The organism is Acinetobacter sp. Lyrl_1, assembly GCF_051948795.1.
Lineage (GTDB): Bacteria > Pseudomonadota > Gammaproteobacteria > Pseudomonadales > Moraxellaceae > Acinetobacter > Acinetobacter towneri.
In genome coordinates this window covers 25,145-42,798 of record NZ_JAYJLK010000009.1, presented here as the reverse complement: position 1 = coordinate 42,798, position 17,654 = coordinate 25,145, and the positions used below count along the sequence as shown (strand labels likewise).

At 42.4% G+C, this 17,654-nt stretch carries 18 protein-coding genes; 7 read left to right on the top strand and 11 right to left on the bottom strand.

The features are described from left to right. Positions 1-75: 75 nt before the first annotated feature. The gene (gene lptG, locus VF675_RS05080) at positions 76-1,146 is read right to left on the bottom strand and encodes an LPS export ABC transporter permease LptG (RefSeq protein ID WP_004975683.1); all 1,071 of its coding nucleotides are present in this window, start codon (positions 1,144-1,146) and stop codon (positions 76-78) included. A 1-nt stretch (position 1,147) separates the two neighbouring features. Further along, positions 1,148-2,248 carry an LPS export ABC transporter permease LptF gene (gene lptF / locus VF675_RS05075; RefSeq protein ID WP_004975682.1) on the bottom strand — a complete coding sequence of 367 codons (1,101 nt, stop codon included), beginning with the start codon at positions 2,246-2,248 and terminating at the stop codon, positions 1,148-1,150. A gap of 158 nt (positions 2,249-2,406) precedes the next feature. On the opposite strand from lptF, the gene VF675_RS05070 reads away from it, so the two are divergent. From VF675_RS05070 to VF675_RS05055, 4 genes are all read left to right on the top strand, one after another. Beyond that, positions 2,407-3,855 carry a leucyl aminopeptidase gene (locus VF675_RS05070; protein WP_154321289.1) on the top strand — a complete coding sequence of 483 codons (1,449 nt, stop codon included), beginning with the start codon at positions 2,407-2,409 and terminating at the stop codon, positions 3,853-3,855. Next, positions 3,848-4,255, top strand: coding sequence for a DNA polymerase III subunit chi (locus VF675_RS05065; protein WP_131260997.1), 408 nt, complete (start codon positions 3,848-3,850; stop codon positions 4,253-4,255). Before VF675_RS05070 ends, VF675_RS05065 begins: the two co-directional genes overlap by 8 nt. A gap of 48 nt (positions 4,256-4,303) precedes the next feature. Then, positions 4,304-4,924 (top strand): cell division protein BlhA, encoded by a 621-nt coding sequence (blhA, locus tag VF675_RS05060; protein WP_004975677.1) that lies wholly within the window; start codon positions 4,304-4,306, stop codon positions 4,922-4,924. A gap of 145 nt (positions 4,925-5,069) precedes the next feature. Next, positions 5,070-5,288 carry a hypothetical protein gene (locus VF675_RS05055; RefSeq protein ID WP_096901968.1) on the top strand — a complete coding sequence of 73 codons (219 nt, stop codon included), beginning with the start codon at positions 5,070-5,072 and terminating at the stop codon, positions 5,286-5,288. 109 nt (positions 5,289-5,397) lie between these two features. Here the strand turns inward: VF675_RS05055 and VF675_RS05050 are convergent, their stop codons facing one another. The 7 genes from VF675_RS05050 to glnK form a co-directional block, all read right to left on the bottom strand. Next, a complete protein-coding gene (locus VF675_RS05050) occupies positions 5,398-5,943 on the bottom strand; it encodes a VTT domain-containing protein (RefSeq protein WP_004975673.1) in 546 nt (181 codons plus the stop codon). A gap of 123 nt (positions 5,944-6,066) precedes the next feature. Continuing rightward, positions 6,067-6,726, bottom strand: coding sequence for a riboflavin synthase (locus VF675_RS05045; protein ID WP_104852910.1), 660 nt, complete (start codon positions 6,724-6,726; stop codon positions 6,067-6,069). 34 nt (positions 6,727-6,760) lie between these two features. Further along, entirely contained in the window at positions 6,761-8,053 is a 1,293-nt protein-coding gene (locus VF675_RS05040; RefSeq protein ID WP_178318305.1) for a DNA adenine methylase, read from the bottom strand. Next, positions 8,050-9,153 carry a bifunctional diaminohydroxyphosphoribosylaminopyrimidine deaminase/5-amino-6-(5-phosphoribosylamino)uracil reductase RibD gene (gene ribD / locus VF675_RS05035; RefSeq protein ID WP_440204881.1) on the bottom strand — a complete coding sequence of 368 codons (1,104 nt, stop codon included), beginning with the start codon at positions 9,151-9,153 and terminating at the stop codon, positions 8,050-8,052. Before ribD ends, VF675_RS05040 begins: the two co-directional genes overlap by 4 nt. Before the next feature lie 36 nt (positions 9,154-9,189). Beyond that, a complete protein-coding gene (gene nrdR, locus VF675_RS05030) occupies positions 9,190-9,648 on the bottom strand; it encodes a transcriptional regulator NrdR (protein ID WP_004975665.1) in 459 nt (152 codons plus the stop codon). A 139-nt stretch (positions 9,649-9,787) separates the two neighbouring features. Beyond that, positions 9,788-11,194, bottom strand: coding sequence for an ammonium transporter (locus VF675_RS05025; protein WP_440204869.1), 1,407 nt, complete (start codon positions 11,192-11,194; stop codon positions 9,788-9,790). A gap of 62 nt (positions 11,195-11,256) precedes the next feature. After that, complete coding sequence (glnK, locus tag VF675_RS05020; RefSeq protein ID WP_004650081.1) at positions 11,257-11,595, bottom strand: P-II family nitrogen regulator; 339 nt, start codon at positions 11,593-11,595, stop codon at positions 11,257-11,259. A gap of 276 nt (positions 11,596-11,871) precedes the next feature. Here glnK and VF675_RS05015 point away from each other — a divergent pair, with 276 nt between their 5' ends. Next, entirely contained in the window at positions 11,872-12,099 is a 228-nt protein-coding gene (locus VF675_RS05015; RefSeq protein WP_178865925.1) for an accessory factor UbiK family protein, read from the top strand. Positions 12,100-12,172: 73 nt separating this feature from the next. Beyond that, on the top strand, positions 12,173-13,660 hold the full coding sequence (locus VF675_RS05010) for a YifB family Mg chelatase-like AAA ATPase (RefSeq protein ID WP_440204868.1): 1,488 nt from the start codon (positions 12,173-12,175) through the stop codon (positions 13,658-13,660). A 122-nt stretch (positions 13,661-13,782) separates the two neighbouring features. On the opposite strand, the gene VF675_RS05005 is transcribed toward VF675_RS05010, so the two are convergent. Continuing rightward, a complete protein-coding gene (locus VF675_RS05005; RefSeq protein ID WP_373687280.1) occupies positions 13,783-14,538 on the bottom strand; it encodes a TorF family putative porin in 756 nt (251 codons plus the stop codon). A gap of 1,154 nt (positions 14,539-15,692) precedes the next feature. Between VF675_RS05005 and VF675_RS05000 the strand changes: the two genes are divergently transcribed. Then, entirely contained in the window at positions 15,693-16,964 is a 1,272-nt protein-coding gene (locus tag VF675_RS05000) for an OprD family outer membrane porin (protein WP_440204867.1), read from the top strand. Positions 16,965-17,062: 98 nt separating this feature from the next. On the opposite strand, the gene ppa is transcribed toward VF675_RS05000, so the two are convergent. Continuing rightward, on the bottom strand, positions 17,063-17,599 hold the full coding sequence (gene ppa / locus VF675_RS04995; protein WP_004975651.1) for an inorganic diphosphatase: 537 nt from the start codon (positions 17,597-17,599) through the stop codon (positions 17,063-17,065). Positions 17,600-17,654 lie beyond the last annotated feature (55 nt).

Below are 17,654 nucleotides of genomic sequence, written 5' to 3'. Positions count from 1 at the left end.
CAGAAGATGGTTTCCGCCACTGATTCAGATAGGTTTACCCAATCATACGGAAAAAGCAGCAGCATCGGCCCGCACTTAACGCGCACGATGCAGTAAGTAACCGCCGATGACAAACATCAGAATAATAGGAATAAATACGAACCACGCAGGCGATGGTGCATAGACCAAGCTGGCATAGCCCAAGAAATCCTGTAAATAAAAGAAGGTTAAGCCGACAAATAAAGCAATCACCAAACGGAAACCCATAGATTGCTGACGTAACGGCCCAAAAATAAAGGAGCAAGCAATCACCACCAAAGCAATCAGCGCAAAGGGTGCACCAAGTTTTTGCCAGAACGCCAGTTGGTAGGTTTTGGGTACTTGGCTGTATTCATGCATATAACTCATGAAACTGACCAATTGACTTGGGGATAAATCTTCAGGGTCGATGGTGACCATGTGCACATATTTCGGTTGCAATGCTAAAGCCAAAGCCTGTTCGCTGTTTTTAGCTAAAGTCGCGTTGCCCGCCTGCAAAATATCCATCTGTTCAGTTTGATTGAGCAACCAACTACCGTCTTTAACAAACTGTCCCTGATCTGCAGACAATGTACCACGCAAGCGATAATTATCATCAAAATCGACCACTTGTACATTTTTGAGCTGCCCTTGGGCATTGGCGTAGTCAATATAAATAAAACGATTGCCTTCGCGCGACCAATAGCCACGAACTTCACCCAGCTCAGCGACGCTACGGTGACTTTTAACACTTTTGGCTTGTTCATTGGTGTATGGAATCACCCATTCACTGAGCACAAAAGACAGCAGTACCAATACCATGGCGGAACGAATCACCCATCCCACAATACGCCACAGGCTAATCCCTGCAGAACGCATCACAATCAATTCGCTGTTGGATGCCAACGTACCCAAGCCTAACACTGCGCCAATCAAGGCAGAAATCGGCAAAATTTCATAGAGATAATTTGGCGCACCCCACAATACATACAGCAATGCCTGCCATGCACTATAGTTTTCATTGAGTGAACCCAATTCGCCTAAATAGGTAAACAACACCTGCAAACCAGACAAAATTGCCGTTGCACCAAACATAGCCAGTGCTGTGGTCTTGGTAACGTGTTTTGCAACTATACGACGTGCCAACATCTTAAGACCTCACTCGCTGAATTTGCTGCTTAATTTTAGGTGCCAATTTTTGTTTACGCGAGAACAAGGCTGCCGCAATCGCATAAGCCAACAACACCAACGGATAAGCAATCATGCCCATTTCTTGTTTGCTGATACGGGTTTTAACCGCCATGAGCGCCACAATCAAACTGGCGAAAATTAACAAAGCAGGAAACAGTTTTAAATAACGCCCCTGACGCGGACTAACTTCTGACAATGCCACGGCTAAAAATAATGCCACCACAATTGCAAAAGGCACAAAAATACGCCAGCCGAGTTCACTTGCGACCACAGGGTCTGCACGGTTTTTCCAAAGTTGCGAGGTGGTTAAGGCTTCTACTTCGGCACTTTCAAATTTGGCTTCTTTGTCATTTTCTAAACGTAAACGATAACTTTGGAATTCTGCCTGTGAATATTTGGCTGTGCCCGGAAATATTTCATAACGACGCCCTTCGACCAAATCCACCACATTGGCAGGATCATTTTCCAACTCTACCCGTGTCGCTTCTTTTGCCAGAATCATGACATCAGGACGACCTGCTTTTTCTGCACGTTGATAAAAGAAAATATCTTTCAGGTTTTTACGATCTTCGGACAGATCGCCTGCGTAAATGGTATATGGCCCTGAAGAAATAAATTCTTTGGGTCGCACCAAATCAAAACCTGTGCGTACTGCCTGACTGGTGGTCAATGCTTCAAACTGACGCAGTCCCCACGGTGATGCCCACAGCATTAAGAAACCTTGAACGATTAGAAATACCAAGGTCATTGGCACCAATAAACGTGCCAGTTGATGCCGACTCACACCACTACTATTGAGCACCGCCATTTCATGGTCGACATATAAACGACCAAATACCAGCATCAAACCAATAAAGAAACCCAAAGGTAAGATCAGCGTCAAAAATTCAGGCAAGCGATAGCCAATGATGCTGAATAAAATACTCGCATCCAAACGCCCTTGTGCCGCCACGCCAAAATACTTGATCAAGCGACCACCCATCATGATCAAAGTCAGTAAGGCAATCACAACCAAGGATGTCGACACAACTTGCTTGACCAAATAACGCCGAATAATCAAATTATTTCTTCCAAAATGTGAGGGAATCCAATTCGCGTTAGTTTACCTGAATGTTGAAAATATAAAACCTATCGCCTTGTTATACATTGAAACTCGACGCATAAAAATGTTTCAATGGTTGCATAGTTTGCACATTTAGATAGGCATAAAATCCAGTGATTAAATTTAGCTTAAGTCCCTCATTCCAAGAACACAGCGCGAGTGAATCTTTGTCAATTTTAGTGGCTGCAGAACAGGTGCCACAGGCAACTGCTGCTTATCAAATCAAGGATTTAGACAGCATTATTCAAGCGACACAATTTAAAGCAGGCTTTAATGAAAGTTTAAGTTTGGTGGCTAGCGTTGTTGAATGCGCCAATAGCAACCTGATCGGTTTGGGTAAAACCGAAGAGTTACCAGCCGCAAAGCTGGCAAAAATTGCACAAAGCATTATCAAATCTTCACAAAAAAAATTTAAACAGATCAGCATTGACTTGTCTGCCCTGCCTAGCGAGCTGCATTATGTATTTGCACTCAGCCTGACCCAAGCAGCCTATGCTTTTGATGAATACAAAAGCAAAAAGAATGAATTTCAGCTTGAACAAATCCATTTCATTGCCAATAACAGCCCACTCAGCGCAGATCAACTTCAATTGATTGAAGCCATGCAATCGGGTCAAAACATGGCACGTGACTTGGGCAACCGTCCGGGCAACATTTGTTTCCCTGAATATTTGGCAGAACAAGCTCAAGCACTTGCGGCAGAATATCCAGACCTACTCAAAGTCACCATTTTAGATGAAGCAGAAATGGCAGAATTAGGCATGGGCGCTTTCCTTGCAGTCAGTCAAGGTTCAGATCGTCCAGGGCGCATTATTAGCCTCGAATATCAAGCACAGCGTGATGAAGCACCTGTGGTCTTAGTCGGTAAAGGGATTACTTTTGATACAGGCGGCATTTCACTCAAACCCGGCTTAGGGATGGATGAAATGAAATTTGATATGTGTGGTTCTGCTTCAGTTTTAGGCACCATGCGCGCGCTATGTGAAGCACGTTTACCTATCCATGTGGTCGGCACGATTGCCGCTGCAGAAAATATGCCGTCAGGCAAAGCCACTCGCCCGGGTGATATTGTGACCAGTATGAGCGGCCAAACCATCGAAATTTTAAATACCGATGCCGAAGGTCGTTTGGTGCTGTGCGATACCCTAACCTATGTGAAACGCTTCAACCCTGCTTTGGTGATTGATATTGCGACTTTAACAGGCGCTTGCGTGGTTGCACTCGGTTCGGTATTGACAGGCATGTTTACCCCAGATGATGAACTTGCGGCGGAATTGGATGCTGCGGGACACACTGCATTTGACCGTGTATGGCGTATGCCCGTGATTGACGATTACCAAGAACAACTGGATTCACCATTTGCCGATATTGGCAATATTGGTGGGCCTAAAGCAGGTTCAGTTACTGCAGCATGCTTCTTGCAACGCTTTACCCGTGACTATCGCTGGGCGCATCTAGACATTGCAGGCACTGCATGGAATTCAGGCAGCAATAAAGGCGCAACAGGTCGTCCTGTACCGTTATTGATGCAGTTCCTCGCACAACGTGCAAGCAATAATGGCTAAAGTTAGCTTTTATTTGTTTGAAAAAAGTCCTGAACGGCAAGTGGAAAGCACTTGCCGTTTATGCCGCAAAATTTTGCGGCAGCAGGCACGCATTTGGCTGCATTGCCCTGATCCAGAGTTACAGCAAATATTAGATGAGCGTCTGTGGAGTTTTGATGCCAGCAGTTTTATTCCGCATGGCATTAACCAAACACAGGCCAGCGTATGTATTTCTGCCGAATTACCGCAGCAATCGGACTGGATTGTGTTTAATTTTAACAGTCAGGCACTTGAAGCCTATGCAAAATTTAGTCACATTATTGAGATTATTGAAAATCACGAAGCAGCTAAAGTGCTTGGACGTGAAAAATTTAAACAATATCGACGTTTGGGCATAGAACCACAGACGTTTAAGCTTTAATTTTAAAACGTTTTTTTAAAAATACTGCTCAAAATAAGGAGAGATGCGGTGACTTTAAATGTCGGCTCAGATTTTAAACAGCGCTGGTTAACCGCGCCTCAGGCTGTGCGCCAGACATTTATGGATGATCTGCATCGAATTTGTGAGGTCTTGCAACCTGAAACGCAATTACACAACTGGATTGCAGAAGATCAGCGCGCTCAGCAACAATCACAGGAAAAAATTGAACAAGCCTATGCTGACCTAAAAGCACGTTTGATTGAAGAAGCACGGCAACGTCGCCAATTGGCACTCGAACTCAAATTAGAACAGCAACGTGCAGAACAAGCCGCTTATGCTGCACAGCTACAGCAAGATGAAGCGCAACGCTTTGCAGAACAAACTCAAGCACTTGAGTTGATGCGTCAAAGTCTGGATCAGGAAATTTCAAACTATACTGCACGTTATGAGCAAAATCCTGAATTACCTGCAGTGACTTTTAATCAAGCCGCAACTGCGGTAAGTGATGATCAAATTGTTTCTGAACTTGAAAGTGTACGTTTGCGTTTAGAGCTAGAAGCCGAAACTCAAATTGAGCAGGCGGTAACGATCTTTCGTGCGCGACTACATGCTGCAGCCCAAGAAGAAATTGACTATATCTTAAAAAATTCAAATTTTTCTAAAGAATAATTTTACTTTTTATCCCCAATTAGCCCAAAGTCTTAAACCCAATGTCATCAAAATGAAATAATTTTGTCACATGATAATCATCCAGAAAAAGTTGAATTCTCAACTTTTATCTCCTTTAAATGACTTTTGTAATCATGGGTTTCAAATGGATATCTTGACGAAAATTTCAGGCAAAATCGACCATCTTAATGCGGGCGAACAGTGGAGTATTCGTGCTCAGGATTTATGGATCAGTCGTGCAGATTTCCAATCATTAAGCATGTACTTGTCTAAAGAAGCGGAAAAGGGTGAGTTTTCAATTCAAAGTAACGATACTTTTAGCCCGCGCTTGGGTGGCACAGAATTAATTGTCACCAAACACTAAAACTGAACAATATCAAAAGTCCACACGGTGGGCTTTTTTTGTGGCCATCAATCCACTTTTTTAGTTATCGCGGTGGATTTAGAAGAAGAAAATAGAAAAAATGAGGAATTTAAATCCAATCACCCAACCAAGACAAAATATTACCCAAGCCATAACCTATTGCCATTAAAGAAAAAATCCATACGGCAGCACCCACCACATTATAAAAACTAAAGGTCGCCAAAGGCATGTGCCCTGACCCTGCAGCAAATGGTGCAAATGAGCGTACAAACGGTATAAAACGCGCCATTAAAATAGTTTTGCCACCATGTTTCATAAAATAATGGTTGGTTTTGACAATATATTCAGGTTTGAAATAACGTGAATGTTGATGAAAATACTTCACCCCTAGAATTCGTCCAGTGTAATAGTTGACGCTATATCCCAAGACTGCCGCGACAAAAAGCAAAATCCCCATATAGTGCAAATGCACCACGTCAGTGGTGGAACACAAGGCACCAATTGCGATCAGCAAACTATCGCCTGGTAAAAAGAACATGAACACAGAACCTGTTTCTGCAAAAATAATCAGAAACAAAATGGCATAGATCCACAGACCATAATTATCGAGTAATAATGGCAGCCAGTGTTCCAAATTCATTAAAAAATCAATCATCTACATTAAACCAAAGGGGTGTTTATGATGAAAAAAACATCTTTATCTTTTTAATTATCCCTAAAAACAAAAAAACAGTCTAATTTTTCAATCAGACTGTTTAAATTTCATTCGGCTCTGTGCTTATTTTAAAAAGCCATTTTCAGCCAAGAATTCCATGCTAATTTTAGATTGCTGCGTAGTTTCTGCAGCTTTATCACCCAAGAGCAAACGCTCAATATAACGCGCCAAGACATCCACTTCTAAATTGACCTTGCTGCCAACTTTCCATGTGCCAATATTGGTACGCTCTGCCGTGTGTGGAATTAAATTCAGACTGATAACACTGCCGCGTAAATGGTTAATGGTCAGGCTGATGCCATCGACGGTCACCGAACCTTTTTCTGCCAAATATTTGGCAATTTCTGCAGGTGCAGTCACTTCATAGTAAATTGAACGTGCATCTTCACGTACCAGCGTAATTTCACCGACTGCATCAACATGCCCACTTACGATATGTCCACCAAAACGTGTGGTCGGTAACATGGCTTTTTCAACATTGACAGGCTGACCCACTTTCCATGTGCCTAAAGTGGTACGGTTTAAACTTTCACGGGACACATCTGCGGCATACCAATTGTCGCCCCATTCAATCACAGTCAGGCAAATACCATTGGTGGCAATTGAATCCCCCAAATGCACATCCGACATATCCAAATCGGTCTGAATACGCAAACGTACATCACCGCCCACACTTTGCAGGCTTTCTACTTTACCTAAACTTTCAATAATGCCTGTAAACATAATCTTTTCTCACATTCACTGAGGATTTGTGGATTTACCACAACGCCAATTGGGTACTCACGCCTGAGGTATCTACACCACCCAATTCTGCAAAATGGTAAAGTTGCCCTAACAACTGGCGAATAGGTGGGCCTGACTTAGCATGCGTATCGGTAATCACAATAAATTCCAGTACGCGCGCACGCTCAGACTGACGCTGTTTACTCACGCGATAACGCGGAACATCTTGCGTCAATAACGTCACTCGACCGCGTTTTAAATTGGCTTGCAACAAGTCTGTGGCACTAATATTACCATCGGTAGAATAACTGGTCAGAATAAAACGTGCATTAATGGTGTCCAATAAGGTTTCATACGCCTCTTTGGCGTACTTAGATGAGTTGTATGGACTTGGGCGTTCTTTGCGCCATGCGCGGTCAATACCGCTTTTAAAGCCTTTGGTGTCTGGAGTTGGTAAATCAATCTGATCCCACAAAGTTAAGGCATTTAACACATGATAGTTACTGCTATAAGCATGTTGATTATACGGTGGGTCTAAATAAGCCACATCCACCTCAAAACCACTCATTTGATTGGCAAGATGCTGTGCATCGACACACCACATTTCTGCAGCAGGTTTATTCGGTTCGCCAATGTCACAAAAACGACTTGGAGTGAGCCACAATAATGATTCAATTCGTTCGAGTGCAGTTTGGGTTTTGCCGCCCCAGCCGTGGTGGAAGCTTTTAAACACCCCGCTGGTATTGCTGACAAAACTGGCAGAGTACAACAACGGCGCCAACAATGCCGACATCTCGACATCATCAATGGCGCCCTGCGCTTGCCACGTGGCAATTTGCTGACGAATCGCATCTATGCGCATGCCGTTACGACGTTTAAAGAATAAACGGTCACGACTTGGGTCATAAATTTCGTCATTGCGCGGGCACAAGTTATGCGTCACCCAGCCTTTGACTTCAGGCAAACGGTTCAAATAATCAATGGCTTTTTGATAGCCACCTAATTCTTTAAACGCAGGTGCTTCAGTGCAGGCCAAAATCGCATGGTTTAAGGCATGGCTGTACGGTTCCCAGTCATTGGCAATCACCCGATAACCATTTTGGCGCGCCAAACGTGATACCACTCCTGAACCTGCAAAAAAATCGGCAAAAATTGGCGCACGACCATTTTTAGGATGCAGCGTTCCTGTCTGTTCAAGTGCTTCTAAAATCAGATGCAGTAAACGGCGTTTATTGCCCAAATAAGGCACTAACTGATGGAATAAGTATTCATCAGTGGTGCGTGCCGCATGGCGACGTTTGTGATAAACCGTTGACTCTGAACTCATAGTGTCTCTTGAGAAGGAATTAACCTAAGGCGCACGTCATCACCCAATTGAGTGACATCGCAAAGTTTAAATCGAAGTTGCTCTGCCATCTGTTCAAATTCTGCATTAAACATGGCACGAGCCGAGCGCCCTAACAATGTAGGTGCCACATAGCTGATCACTTCATCGACCCAACCTTCCTGTAAGAAAGCGGTCGATAAGGTTGCTCCCGCTTCAACCAATACATCATAAATTTGATGTTGCTGTACCAATTGGGCAAGTAAGATGGCTAAAGGTTGCGGTTCCAATTGTAACACGCCCAAAGCAGCCAACTCTGCACGATACGGTCCCATCACCATCACCGTTTCAGGCTGCTGCAAAATTTGTGCGCTCAAAGGCAAACGACCTTGGCGATCTAAAATAATCCGTTTAGGTTGTACTACGCTGTGGATGTCATCTACACCCTCTAAATGGCGTACATTAAGCAGACAGTCATCGGCCAGTACCGTGTCGATCCCCGTTAATACTGCAGCAGAAATTGCCCGCCAATGCTGCACATCGGCACGGGCAGCCGTGCCTGTGATCCACTTGGACTCACCTGAAGCCATTGCCGTGCGACCATCCAAACTCGAAGCTACTTTTAAACGCACATAGGGCACGCCCGTAGCCATGGCTTTTAAAAAGCCTAAATTTAACTGACGCGCTTCGGCTTCTGCCACACCGACATCAACCTGAATACCCGCATCTTTTAAAATTTGAACGCCCTTACCTGCCACCAATGGATTTGGGTCTGGACATGCCACCACCACTTTAGCCACGCCTGCATCAACCAATGCTTTGGCACAAGGTGGTGTGCGTCCATAGTGCGCACACGGCTCCAAAGTTACATAGGCAGTTGCACCACGTGCCTGTTCATCTGCCTGACGCAAAGCAAAGACTTCGGCATGCGGTTGTCCTGCACGCGGATGATAACCTTCGCCCAATAATTGCGCATCTTTAACAATCACACAGCCGACATTTGGATTAGGTTTGGTACTGTATTGCCCCAAACGTGCCAATTCAATAGCACGACGCATCCAAAAAAGATCGTCGGGTGGTAAATTGGAAGTAGATTCAGTCATATTCAGATGTTGTGTGCTTTTTGCTGACATGAGGATTTATTGCTCACGTAACTGCATTTGTTCAATTTGACGACGAAACGCTTCGACATCCTGAAAGTCTTGATACACCGAAGCAAAACGAACATACGCCACATGATCCAGTGCAAATAAGGCCTGCATGACAATTTCACCAATGGTACGCGATTTCACATCGCGCTCACCTAAACGGCGAATTTGTAATTGGATGTCGCTGAGTACAGTTTCGATTTGCTCTTGGGTCACAGGACGCTTTTGTAAAGCATGCATCAGTGAACGACGCAGCTTGGCCTCATCGAAGGGTTCACTTTTCCCATCCGATTTAATCACACGTGGCATGACGACTTCATAACTTTCAAAAGTGGTAAAGCGTTCACCACAGCCAATACACTCACGACGTCGGCGAATTTGGCAGCCTTCTGCCGCCAAACGTGAGTCAATCACTTTACTGTCTGCAGCGTTGCAAAATGGACAATGCATAGCGGTTAAATTGCACAAATTTGAATGAAAATGCAGTGTAGCAAAATTTCTAAACTTTGTAGAGTTTTACGCAATATATAGAAAAAAAACAGCCCCAAAGGGCTGTTTTACACAATATATTGATTATGTGCTGTGTGGATTATTCGACACGCTCACCATGTTGGCTTAAGTCGAGTCCCATACGCTCATCTTCTGCAGCCACACGAATACCAATGGTTAGATCAATTACTTTTAAGATGATGAAAGTCAGTACAGCAGAGTAAGCAATGGTCGCTAACACACCTTCAACTTGCACCCAAAGTTGGCTCATCAAGTTGCTTGGTGCAGCATCGCCCATAATAAACTCGCTGGCAAAGAAGGCTGTTAAAATTGCACCAACAATACCACCTACACCATGTAGTCCAAAGGCATCTAGAGAGTCATCAGCTTTCAGGGCGCGTTTTAAGGCAGTAATACCCCAGAAACATACCACACCACCAATTAAACCCATCGCTAATGCACCACCAACAGTCACAAAACCTGCTGCTGGAGTAATCACCACCAAACCTGCTACAGCACCCGATGCAGCACCTAATACAGAACCTTTACCACGTACCAGTTTTTCTGCTACAAGCCATGCAATTGCTGCGGCTGCGGCTGCCACTTGAGTCACAACTAAGGCATAACCCGCTGCACCATTGGCACCTAAAGCAGAACCACCGTTGAAACCAAACCAGCCCACCCAGAGTAAACTTGCACCCAGTACAGTCAAAGTCAGGTTGTGCGGAGCCATAGATTCACGGCCCAAGCCCATACGTTTGCCCAACATGTATGCAGCAACTAAACCTGCAACACCCGAGTTAATATGAACAACAGTACCACCAGCAAAGTCGAGAGCACCATCATTGCCTAACCAACCACCACCCCATACCCAGTGGGTAATTGGTGCGTAGACCACGACCACCCAAATCGCGATAAAGGCAACAAAGGCACCAAACTTCATTCGTTCTGCAATTGAACCACTGATAATTGCCACAGTAATGATGGCAAAGGTCATTTGAAATATCACAAATAGAATTTCAGGAATACTGCCACTGAGCGCATCGGTACCAATGCCTGCCAGCATGACTTTGTCTAGACCACCAATAAAGGCATTACCTTCACCAAAGGCAAGACTATAACCAATGATTACCCAGACAATACTGACAATGGCAGCCGCCACAAAACTATAAGCCATCGTGTTTAAAACGTTTTTCTTACGCACCATACCGCCATAAAACAGTGCCAAACCTGGAATGGTCATGAGCAGTACCAAAGCGGTAGAAACTAAAATCCAAGCGGTATCGCCTGTATCTAAGACAGCTTCTGGTGATGTGGATGTGGTGTTTTCTGTAGTGGATGTTGCAGGTACTGCAATATCTGTAGTTGTTTCAATAGGAGATGTTTCGACAGTGGTTACTGCCACATCTGAAGTTGGAGTGGTGGCTGTTGCGGCTTCTTCAGCCCAAGCAACAGAACCACCGAGGAGTGCGCTCGATAGACTCAGCGCAAGTAGCATTTTTTTCATTTGTGTCCCCCGACCTTTGTTTTTGTGAGTTATTAGGTACTCAGCAAACTTCATGCCATCTTTTAAACAGCATCTGCACCCGTTTCACCTGTACGAATACGGATGACTTGTTCGAGGTTAGTCACAAAGATTTTGCCATCACCAATCTTGCCTGTACTAGCAACACGAGTGATTGACTCAATCACCGAATCGACCATTTCATCGCTAATTGCGATTTCGATTTTAACTTTAGGCAAGAAGTCAACGACGTACTCGGCGCCACGATAAAGTTCGGTATGACCTTTTTGGCGACCGAAGCCTTTGACTTCTGTTACGGTGATCCCTTGAACACCAATTTCAGATAATGCTTCACGCACATCATCTAATTTAAAGGGTTTTACAATTGCAGTTACGAGCTTCATGTGTGTTTTCCTTCGGCTTAATTCACCAGTAAGGTTTTATGTTCAAATTCCATGCCAAAGTTCTAAGGTCGGGGGAAATTAGAAACCGTGACATGAGTTTTCTTTATACCTTATTTTATACATTTATATGGTTTTGATCTTCAAAAAATAGACATATTTACTAGAAGATTTACGATTTTACTCATCGAATAAATCCATATTTCGTCTGAAATGCTATAGTCTATTCAAGACCAGTGCTACACTGCCTCCATTTTCTCCATCTTTGTGGAAACAACAATGATTGAAACTTTATTACAGGCCATTTTGGAACAAGTTGAACAACCTAAAAAAGATTTAGAACATAATTTACGTGCTTTGCTCAATGAAGCGATCACCAAAATGGATTTGGTCTCGCAAGATGAGCTAGACCGCCAACGTACTGCGCTTAATAATGCCAACTTACGTTTAAATGAATTGTTAAAACAAGTTGAAGCACTAGAACATAAAATTCAACTCAAAAAATAAGCACCAATTGAGTGCATAAAAAACAAAAACCAAACATTATAAAAATAACGCACCAAAACGGATCATCATAAAAATGTCTTTTGCCAAAGTGTATACGCGGGGGCTGCTCGGCTTGCACGCCCCTGCAATTGAAGTCGAAGTCCATCTGAGTCAAGGTTTACCTTCTTTAACCATTGTCGGTCTAGCCGAAGCTGCCGTACGTGAGAGTAAAGATCGGGTACGCTCTGCCATTATTAACAGTGGTTTTCAATTTCCGACCAAACGTCTGACCATTAATTTAGCGCCTGCCGACTTGCCCAAAGATGGTTCGCGTTTGGACTTAGCCATTGCTTTAGGCATTTTAATTGCTTCGGGACAATTGCCCGAACAAAGCACTGAAAGTTTAGAGTTTATTGGAGAATTGGCTTTAGATGGTCAATTGCGTCCCACCACAGGCACACTCAGTATTGCGATTGCCTGCCAACAGGCACAGCATCGTTTGGTTTTACCTGAACAAAATGCACAAGAAGCTGCTCAATTGCCTGACTTTGAAGTCTTTGCCGCCACACATTTAAAACAAGTTTGCGAACATTTGGCACAAAGCCAGCCTTTAAATAAAGTCACCGCGACTGCCCAACCACAGTTATCACATTCCGCCTTTGATTTAGTCGATGTTAAAGGACAGTTGCGCCCACGACGTGCTTTGGAAATTGCGGCTGCAGGTGGACATTCATTGCTATTCAAAGGCCCACCCGGTACAGGCAAAACCTTATTGGCATCTAGGCTTTCCAGTATTTTACCGCCATTGAATATGCAGGAAAATTTAGAGGTCGCCAGCATCTATTCTGTGGCGGATAGCCCGCATACGTTTGGACAGCGTCCTTTTCGCGCCCCACATCATACCGCTTCTGCTGTAGCCTTGGTCGGTGGAGGCTCATATCCCAAACCCGGTGAAATTACCTTGGCGCATTTAGGCGTTTTATTTTTAGATGAATTACCTGAATTTGATAAAAAAGTGTTAGAAGTGCTGCGCCAACCTTTAGAGTCCAAAGAAATTGTGATCTCCCGCGCTTCTCGGCAAATTACCTTTCCAGCCAACTTTCAACTAATTGCCGCCATGAATCCCTGTCCTTGTGGTTATGCTTTTAATCAGGATGTGCGCTGCCAATGTTCTGCAGAAAGTATTAAACGCTATCAAAACCGTATTTCAGGGCCATTGTTAGACCGCATCGATTTACATATTGATGTTCCACCACTACAAGCCCATGAATTACAAGACAGTAGACCTGTTGAAGATTCAGAAACAGTGCGAAAACGTGTAATTCAAGCTTATGAATTGCAAATGCAACGACAAAAGGGCCTGAATATGTCACTCAGCCCAAAACAATTAGAACAATTTGCGCTATTAGATGGCACTGCACAGAATATTTTAACCATTGCACAACAACGGCTAAATTTGTCTGCACGCGCTTATCATCGGGTGTTACGCGTTGCACGTACTATTGCAGACTTGGCGCAAAGTGAACAAATTCAAAGTGCCCATTTAAGTGAAGCTTTGTCTTATCGTGGCAATCCAGCCTAGGTGAAAATATTGAGATATAAAAACAGCCCATTGCCATGTCTGCGCAATGGGCGAGTTATCTTGTTATTCTTTTAGATATCACTCCCAATTGGAGCTTTTTATTTATCCTGAATACAGAGGACTTAGAATGCTTTGGTCAAAGTAAACACAGCACCTGTTTCAACACCACGCTTCGCAGCGTGTGACATTCCATCGGTATCAATATCTGTACCAACAGCAGCCAATTCAGCAGATAAGCCTTCTACTGATGCAAAACTATAGCTCACACCCGCTTTCCAGTCGATATAACTGTCTTCGCCACCACCAAAATCAAAATCATCTGCTAGGGTGTAACCAATACCCGCAACACCTGAGAAACCTGTATCTGCAAACGGTACGCTATAAGTTGCATTGAAATACCAAGCATCTGTATCACCACCTAGAAAATCATTGGAGTAATTAATTGCGGTAGATAAGCTGGCATCTTTAAATCCTACATCGCTAAAGCCTAATTTGGCATAGGCTTCTAGCCAGTTTAAATCGCTTTCACTTGGGTAAAGGTAATACCATAGACCCACGTCTAATAATGGCTTGCTGGCAAAACTGTCTAAAGTAGTGGCATAACCCAAATAAGGGTCAAGTTCTAAATGCGCTGTGCCACCAAAATCGACATTGGAACCCCACACACCAGCATAAAGGCCTGAATCATGGCTCAACGCAAAACCCGCTTGCACCGCAGGATCACTCATTGTTTGTGTCATGCCACGAAAACGATAATCACTGGTCATTGCCGCAGTACCACTAAAAGACAATGCTGAAGTTGATTCTGATGCCATGCTTAGACCAGATGCTGCCATCATCGCTGCTGCAAAAAGTGTTTTAAATCCCATGTTCATGATTTTCCCCCTGCATCTGATGAGATGCTTGTGTCTATTGTTGTTTAACTCACATGGAGGATTGCAAACCGTGTGCCAACATTCAAAAAAACAAGATTTTCCATACTCAGAATAGGCTCACAACCACATCTAAATGATTGTTATTTATATTTATTTTTTAAATTAATAAATTTCTTATTTTCATCGCTATGGCCTACAACTCACTTTTGTTCATTCTTTTTACATAGATGTATAAGTCATATTTACCGTGTAAATACAGAATACATTGCAACATTTTTGATGTACCTGACTTAGAACTCAAATTTAAACTGCCTAAAAAAGTGCAATAACATTTATTCGCACATCTTTGCATATACTAAAAACTGGGACAAAGTCATTACTCATATGCTTACAGCCCCTTTCCCATTAAGGGCGAACAGCATGTTTGGCCTAGAAAAATATTGTTTGAATACGAATAATTTTTTTGCACCAAGAACATGCATATCATTCAAATTGTTAAACCGAATAGCCAATGTGAGATTTCAGCAGCATTGTGACAGGCCGATGCAATATCTTCTGAAGTTATTACACTTAAAAATTTAGCAAAAAGAGAAATGCTTACTGGGTCAAATTCATCAAAAACAGCACAAATAAAACACCGTATTTCACATGAAACACCTCATAGCTAAAAACTATTAGTTACCCCATCAACACCATTCTATTTTTTATACTTTTAGTTCAAATAAAAACCAAAATATACAACCTTATCTATTCTTAAATTTAAAACCGCACTTTTGAAGAAATACTTAACAAGATGAAATAAACATAAAATTTTAGGTTTTTACTTACTTATTTCGCCATAAACTATTAACTTAAACTGCTGAAATATTAAACAAAGATGATTTTATGGCTAAAATTTACAAAAAACTTAAAGCATTGCTCCCAAGTCATCCATTCTAGCTGTTCAGCTCATTTAAAATTATGTTTATGTTTTTACTAAAAATTAAAATAATTATTAAACTTTTAAAAATTCAATATTTTTAATGACCCTACAGTTTATCGAAAAAATGCTTAACTTTAGTGTCATAAGCACCTTAAAAATGATATTTTCGCGCCTAAATAGCGATACAATTCGGCTACGTTTCAACTACACATTTACTGCATGAGGCTCTCTCCCAATGCTGAAATCTAAAAAACTGACACTTGCGTTATTGATCAACGCAGCGCTTATTTCAACTGCATTTGCTAGCGAACAAAGTGAATCTAAAGGCTTTGTAGAAGACGCAAACGGTTCGGTTTTATTCCGTACAGGCTATTTAGCTCGTGATTATAAAGATGTAAAACCTGATACAGATACCAGTTCATTTGCACAAACAGCAATCATAAAATTAGATTCAGGCTTTACCAAAGGTGTAGTCGGTTTTGGTGCAGGGATTATTGGTGATGCTTCATTCAAGCTAGGCGAAAATGCGCATACGGGCAACGGAATGATTCCAACACATAATGATGGCTCTGCTTATGACCATTGGGCACGTGGTGGTGCTTATGTAAAAGCACGTATTTCCAATACAACAGCAACTTACGGTACACAAGTACTCGATTTACCTGTATTAGCTAGCAACACTGCCCGTTTAGTACCTGAATATTTCACGGGTGTACTCGTTCAAAGCAATGAAATTGATAACTTAAACTTGGTTGCAGGTAAATTTACTGAAAACCAATATTCAAGCCAAATCAATTCAGATGGTAATCAATTAGACCGTGCTGTGGTATGGGGCGCGAAATATACATTTAATGATGACTTAAATGCATCTTATTATGGTGTTGACGTTAAAGATAAATTAGATCGTCATTATGTCAATGCCAACTATAGCTATGCTTTGGCAAATGAAAGCACTTTAACTCATAGCTTTAGTGGTTATCATACTGAATTCGAAGCTGGTAGCTTATCAAATATTGAGACTTTGACTGAAGATAAACAGAACTCTATTTGGGCGATTTCTAGTACGTATAGTAAAGATGTACATAACGTAATGCTTGCTTATCAACAAAATACTGGCAGCTTAGGCTACGATTATGGCAACAACGCTGACGGTGCACAAAGTATTTACCTACCGAACTCTTATCTTTCAGATTTTATCGGCAAAGATGAAAAATCACTTGGCCTACAATATAATTATAACTTTAAGAATCACGGTTTAGCAGGTTTAAACTGGACTTCTGCATTTGTCTATGGATGGGATATTGATGTTCTTGGCAACGAGCAAGAAGGACAAGAACGTGAATTTTTTAATCAAGTGAAATATACAGTTCAATCTGGTTTTGCGAAAGACGCGAGCCTTCGCGTACGTCACTCATATTACCGTGCAAATGATAGCTACAAATCTATTTATATGAATGATACCAATGAATGGCGTATCTGGTTAGATATTCCAGTGAAATTATTCTAATTTCTCGGAATAGCAAACCCAATAAAAAAACCTGCACAGAATATGTGCAGGTTTTTTACATTTCAGCTTTCATTTGAACGCTGAACAGGCCACGCAAATTATGGATTTGCAGCTTTGTAGCCTTCAATTGAGTTCAATACTTCTTGTTTTGCAACATCAGCACCTTCCCAACCACTTAACTTCACCCATTTGCCTGGCTCTAAGTCTTTATAGTGCTGGAAGAAGTGTTCAATTTGGCTGATCAATAATGGTGGAAGATCCGTATATTCTTGAACATCTTTATAAATTGGGGTTAATTTTTCGTGCGGAACGGCAACCAATTTCGCATCAATACCACCATCATCTTCCATGTTCAATTTACCCACTGGGCGGCAACGAATCACAGAACCTGGCTCTACTGGGTGTGGGGTCACAACCAATACGTCTAGCGGATCACCATCCAATGAAAGTGTATTTGGCACATAACCGTAGTTCGCTGGATAGAACATTGCTGTACCCATGAAACGGTCTACAAATAATGCATCAGAATCTTTGTCAATTTCGTATTTGATTGGCGCTGCATTGGCAGGAATTTCAATGATCACATAGATGTCATTTGGTGCATCTTTACCCGCAGGGATATTGCTGTAGCTCATAGCATCACTCTTAAACAAGTTAAATCTTTTTAAAACCGCGTCAATTATAACGGTT

Excerpts from the sequence above, each read along its gene's own strand:
- VF675_RS05065 (WP_131260997.1), top strand. The coding sequence starts at position 3,848 with ATGGCTAAAGTTAGCTTTTATTTGTTTGAAAAAAGTCCTGAACGGCAA.
- nrdR (WP_004975665.1), bottom strand. The coding sequence starts at position 9,648 with ATGCATTGTCCATTTTGCAACGCTGCAGACAGTAAAGTGATTGACTCA.
- lptG (WP_004975683.1), bottom strand. The coding sequence starts at position 1,146 with ATGTTGGCACGTCGTATAGTTGCAAAACACGTTACCAAGACCACAGCA.
- VF675_RS05040 (WP_178318305.1), bottom strand. The coding sequence starts at position 8,053 with ATGAGTTCAGAGTCAACGGTTTATCACAAACGTCGCCATGCGGCACGC.
- VF675_RS05045 (WP_104852910.1), bottom strand. The coding sequence starts at position 6,726 with ATGTTTACAGGCATTATTGAAAGTTTAGGTAAAGTAGAAAGCCTGCAA.
- glnK (WP_004650081.1), bottom strand. The coding sequence starts at position 11,595 with ATGAAGCTCGTAACTGCAATTGTAAAACCCTTTAAATTAGATGATGTG.
- VF675_RS05050 (WP_004975673.1), bottom strand. The coding sequence starts at position 5,943 with ATGATTGATTTTTTAATGAATTTGGAACACTGGCTGCCATTATTACTC.
- VF675_RS05025 (WP_440204869.1), bottom strand. The coding sequence starts at position 11,194 with ATGAAAAAAATGCTACTTGCGCTGAGTCTATCGAGCGCACTCCTCGGT.
- VF675_RS05010 (WP_440204868.1), top strand. The coding sequence starts at position 12,173 with ATGTCTTTTGCCAAAGTGTATACGCGGGGGCTGCTCGGCTTGCACGCC.
- VF675_RS05055 (WP_096901968.1), top strand. The coding sequence starts at position 5,070 with ATGGATATCTTGACGAAAATTTCAGGCAAAATCGACCATCTTAATGCG.
- VF675_RS05000 (WP_440204867.1), top strand. The coding sequence starts at position 15,693 with ATGCTGAAATCTAAAAAACTGACACTTGCGTTATTGATCAACGCAGCG.
- ppa (WP_004975651.1), bottom strand. The coding sequence starts at position 17,599 with ATGAGCTACAGCAATATCCCTGCGGGTAAAGATGCACCAAATGACATC.
- ribD (WP_440204881.1), bottom strand. The coding sequence starts at position 9,153 with ATGACTGAATCTACTTCCAATTTACCACCCGACGATCTTTTTTGGATG.
- VF675_RS05015 (WP_178865925.1), top strand. The coding sequence starts at position 11,872 with ATGATTGAAACTTTATTACAGGCCATTTTGGAACAAGTTGAACAACCT.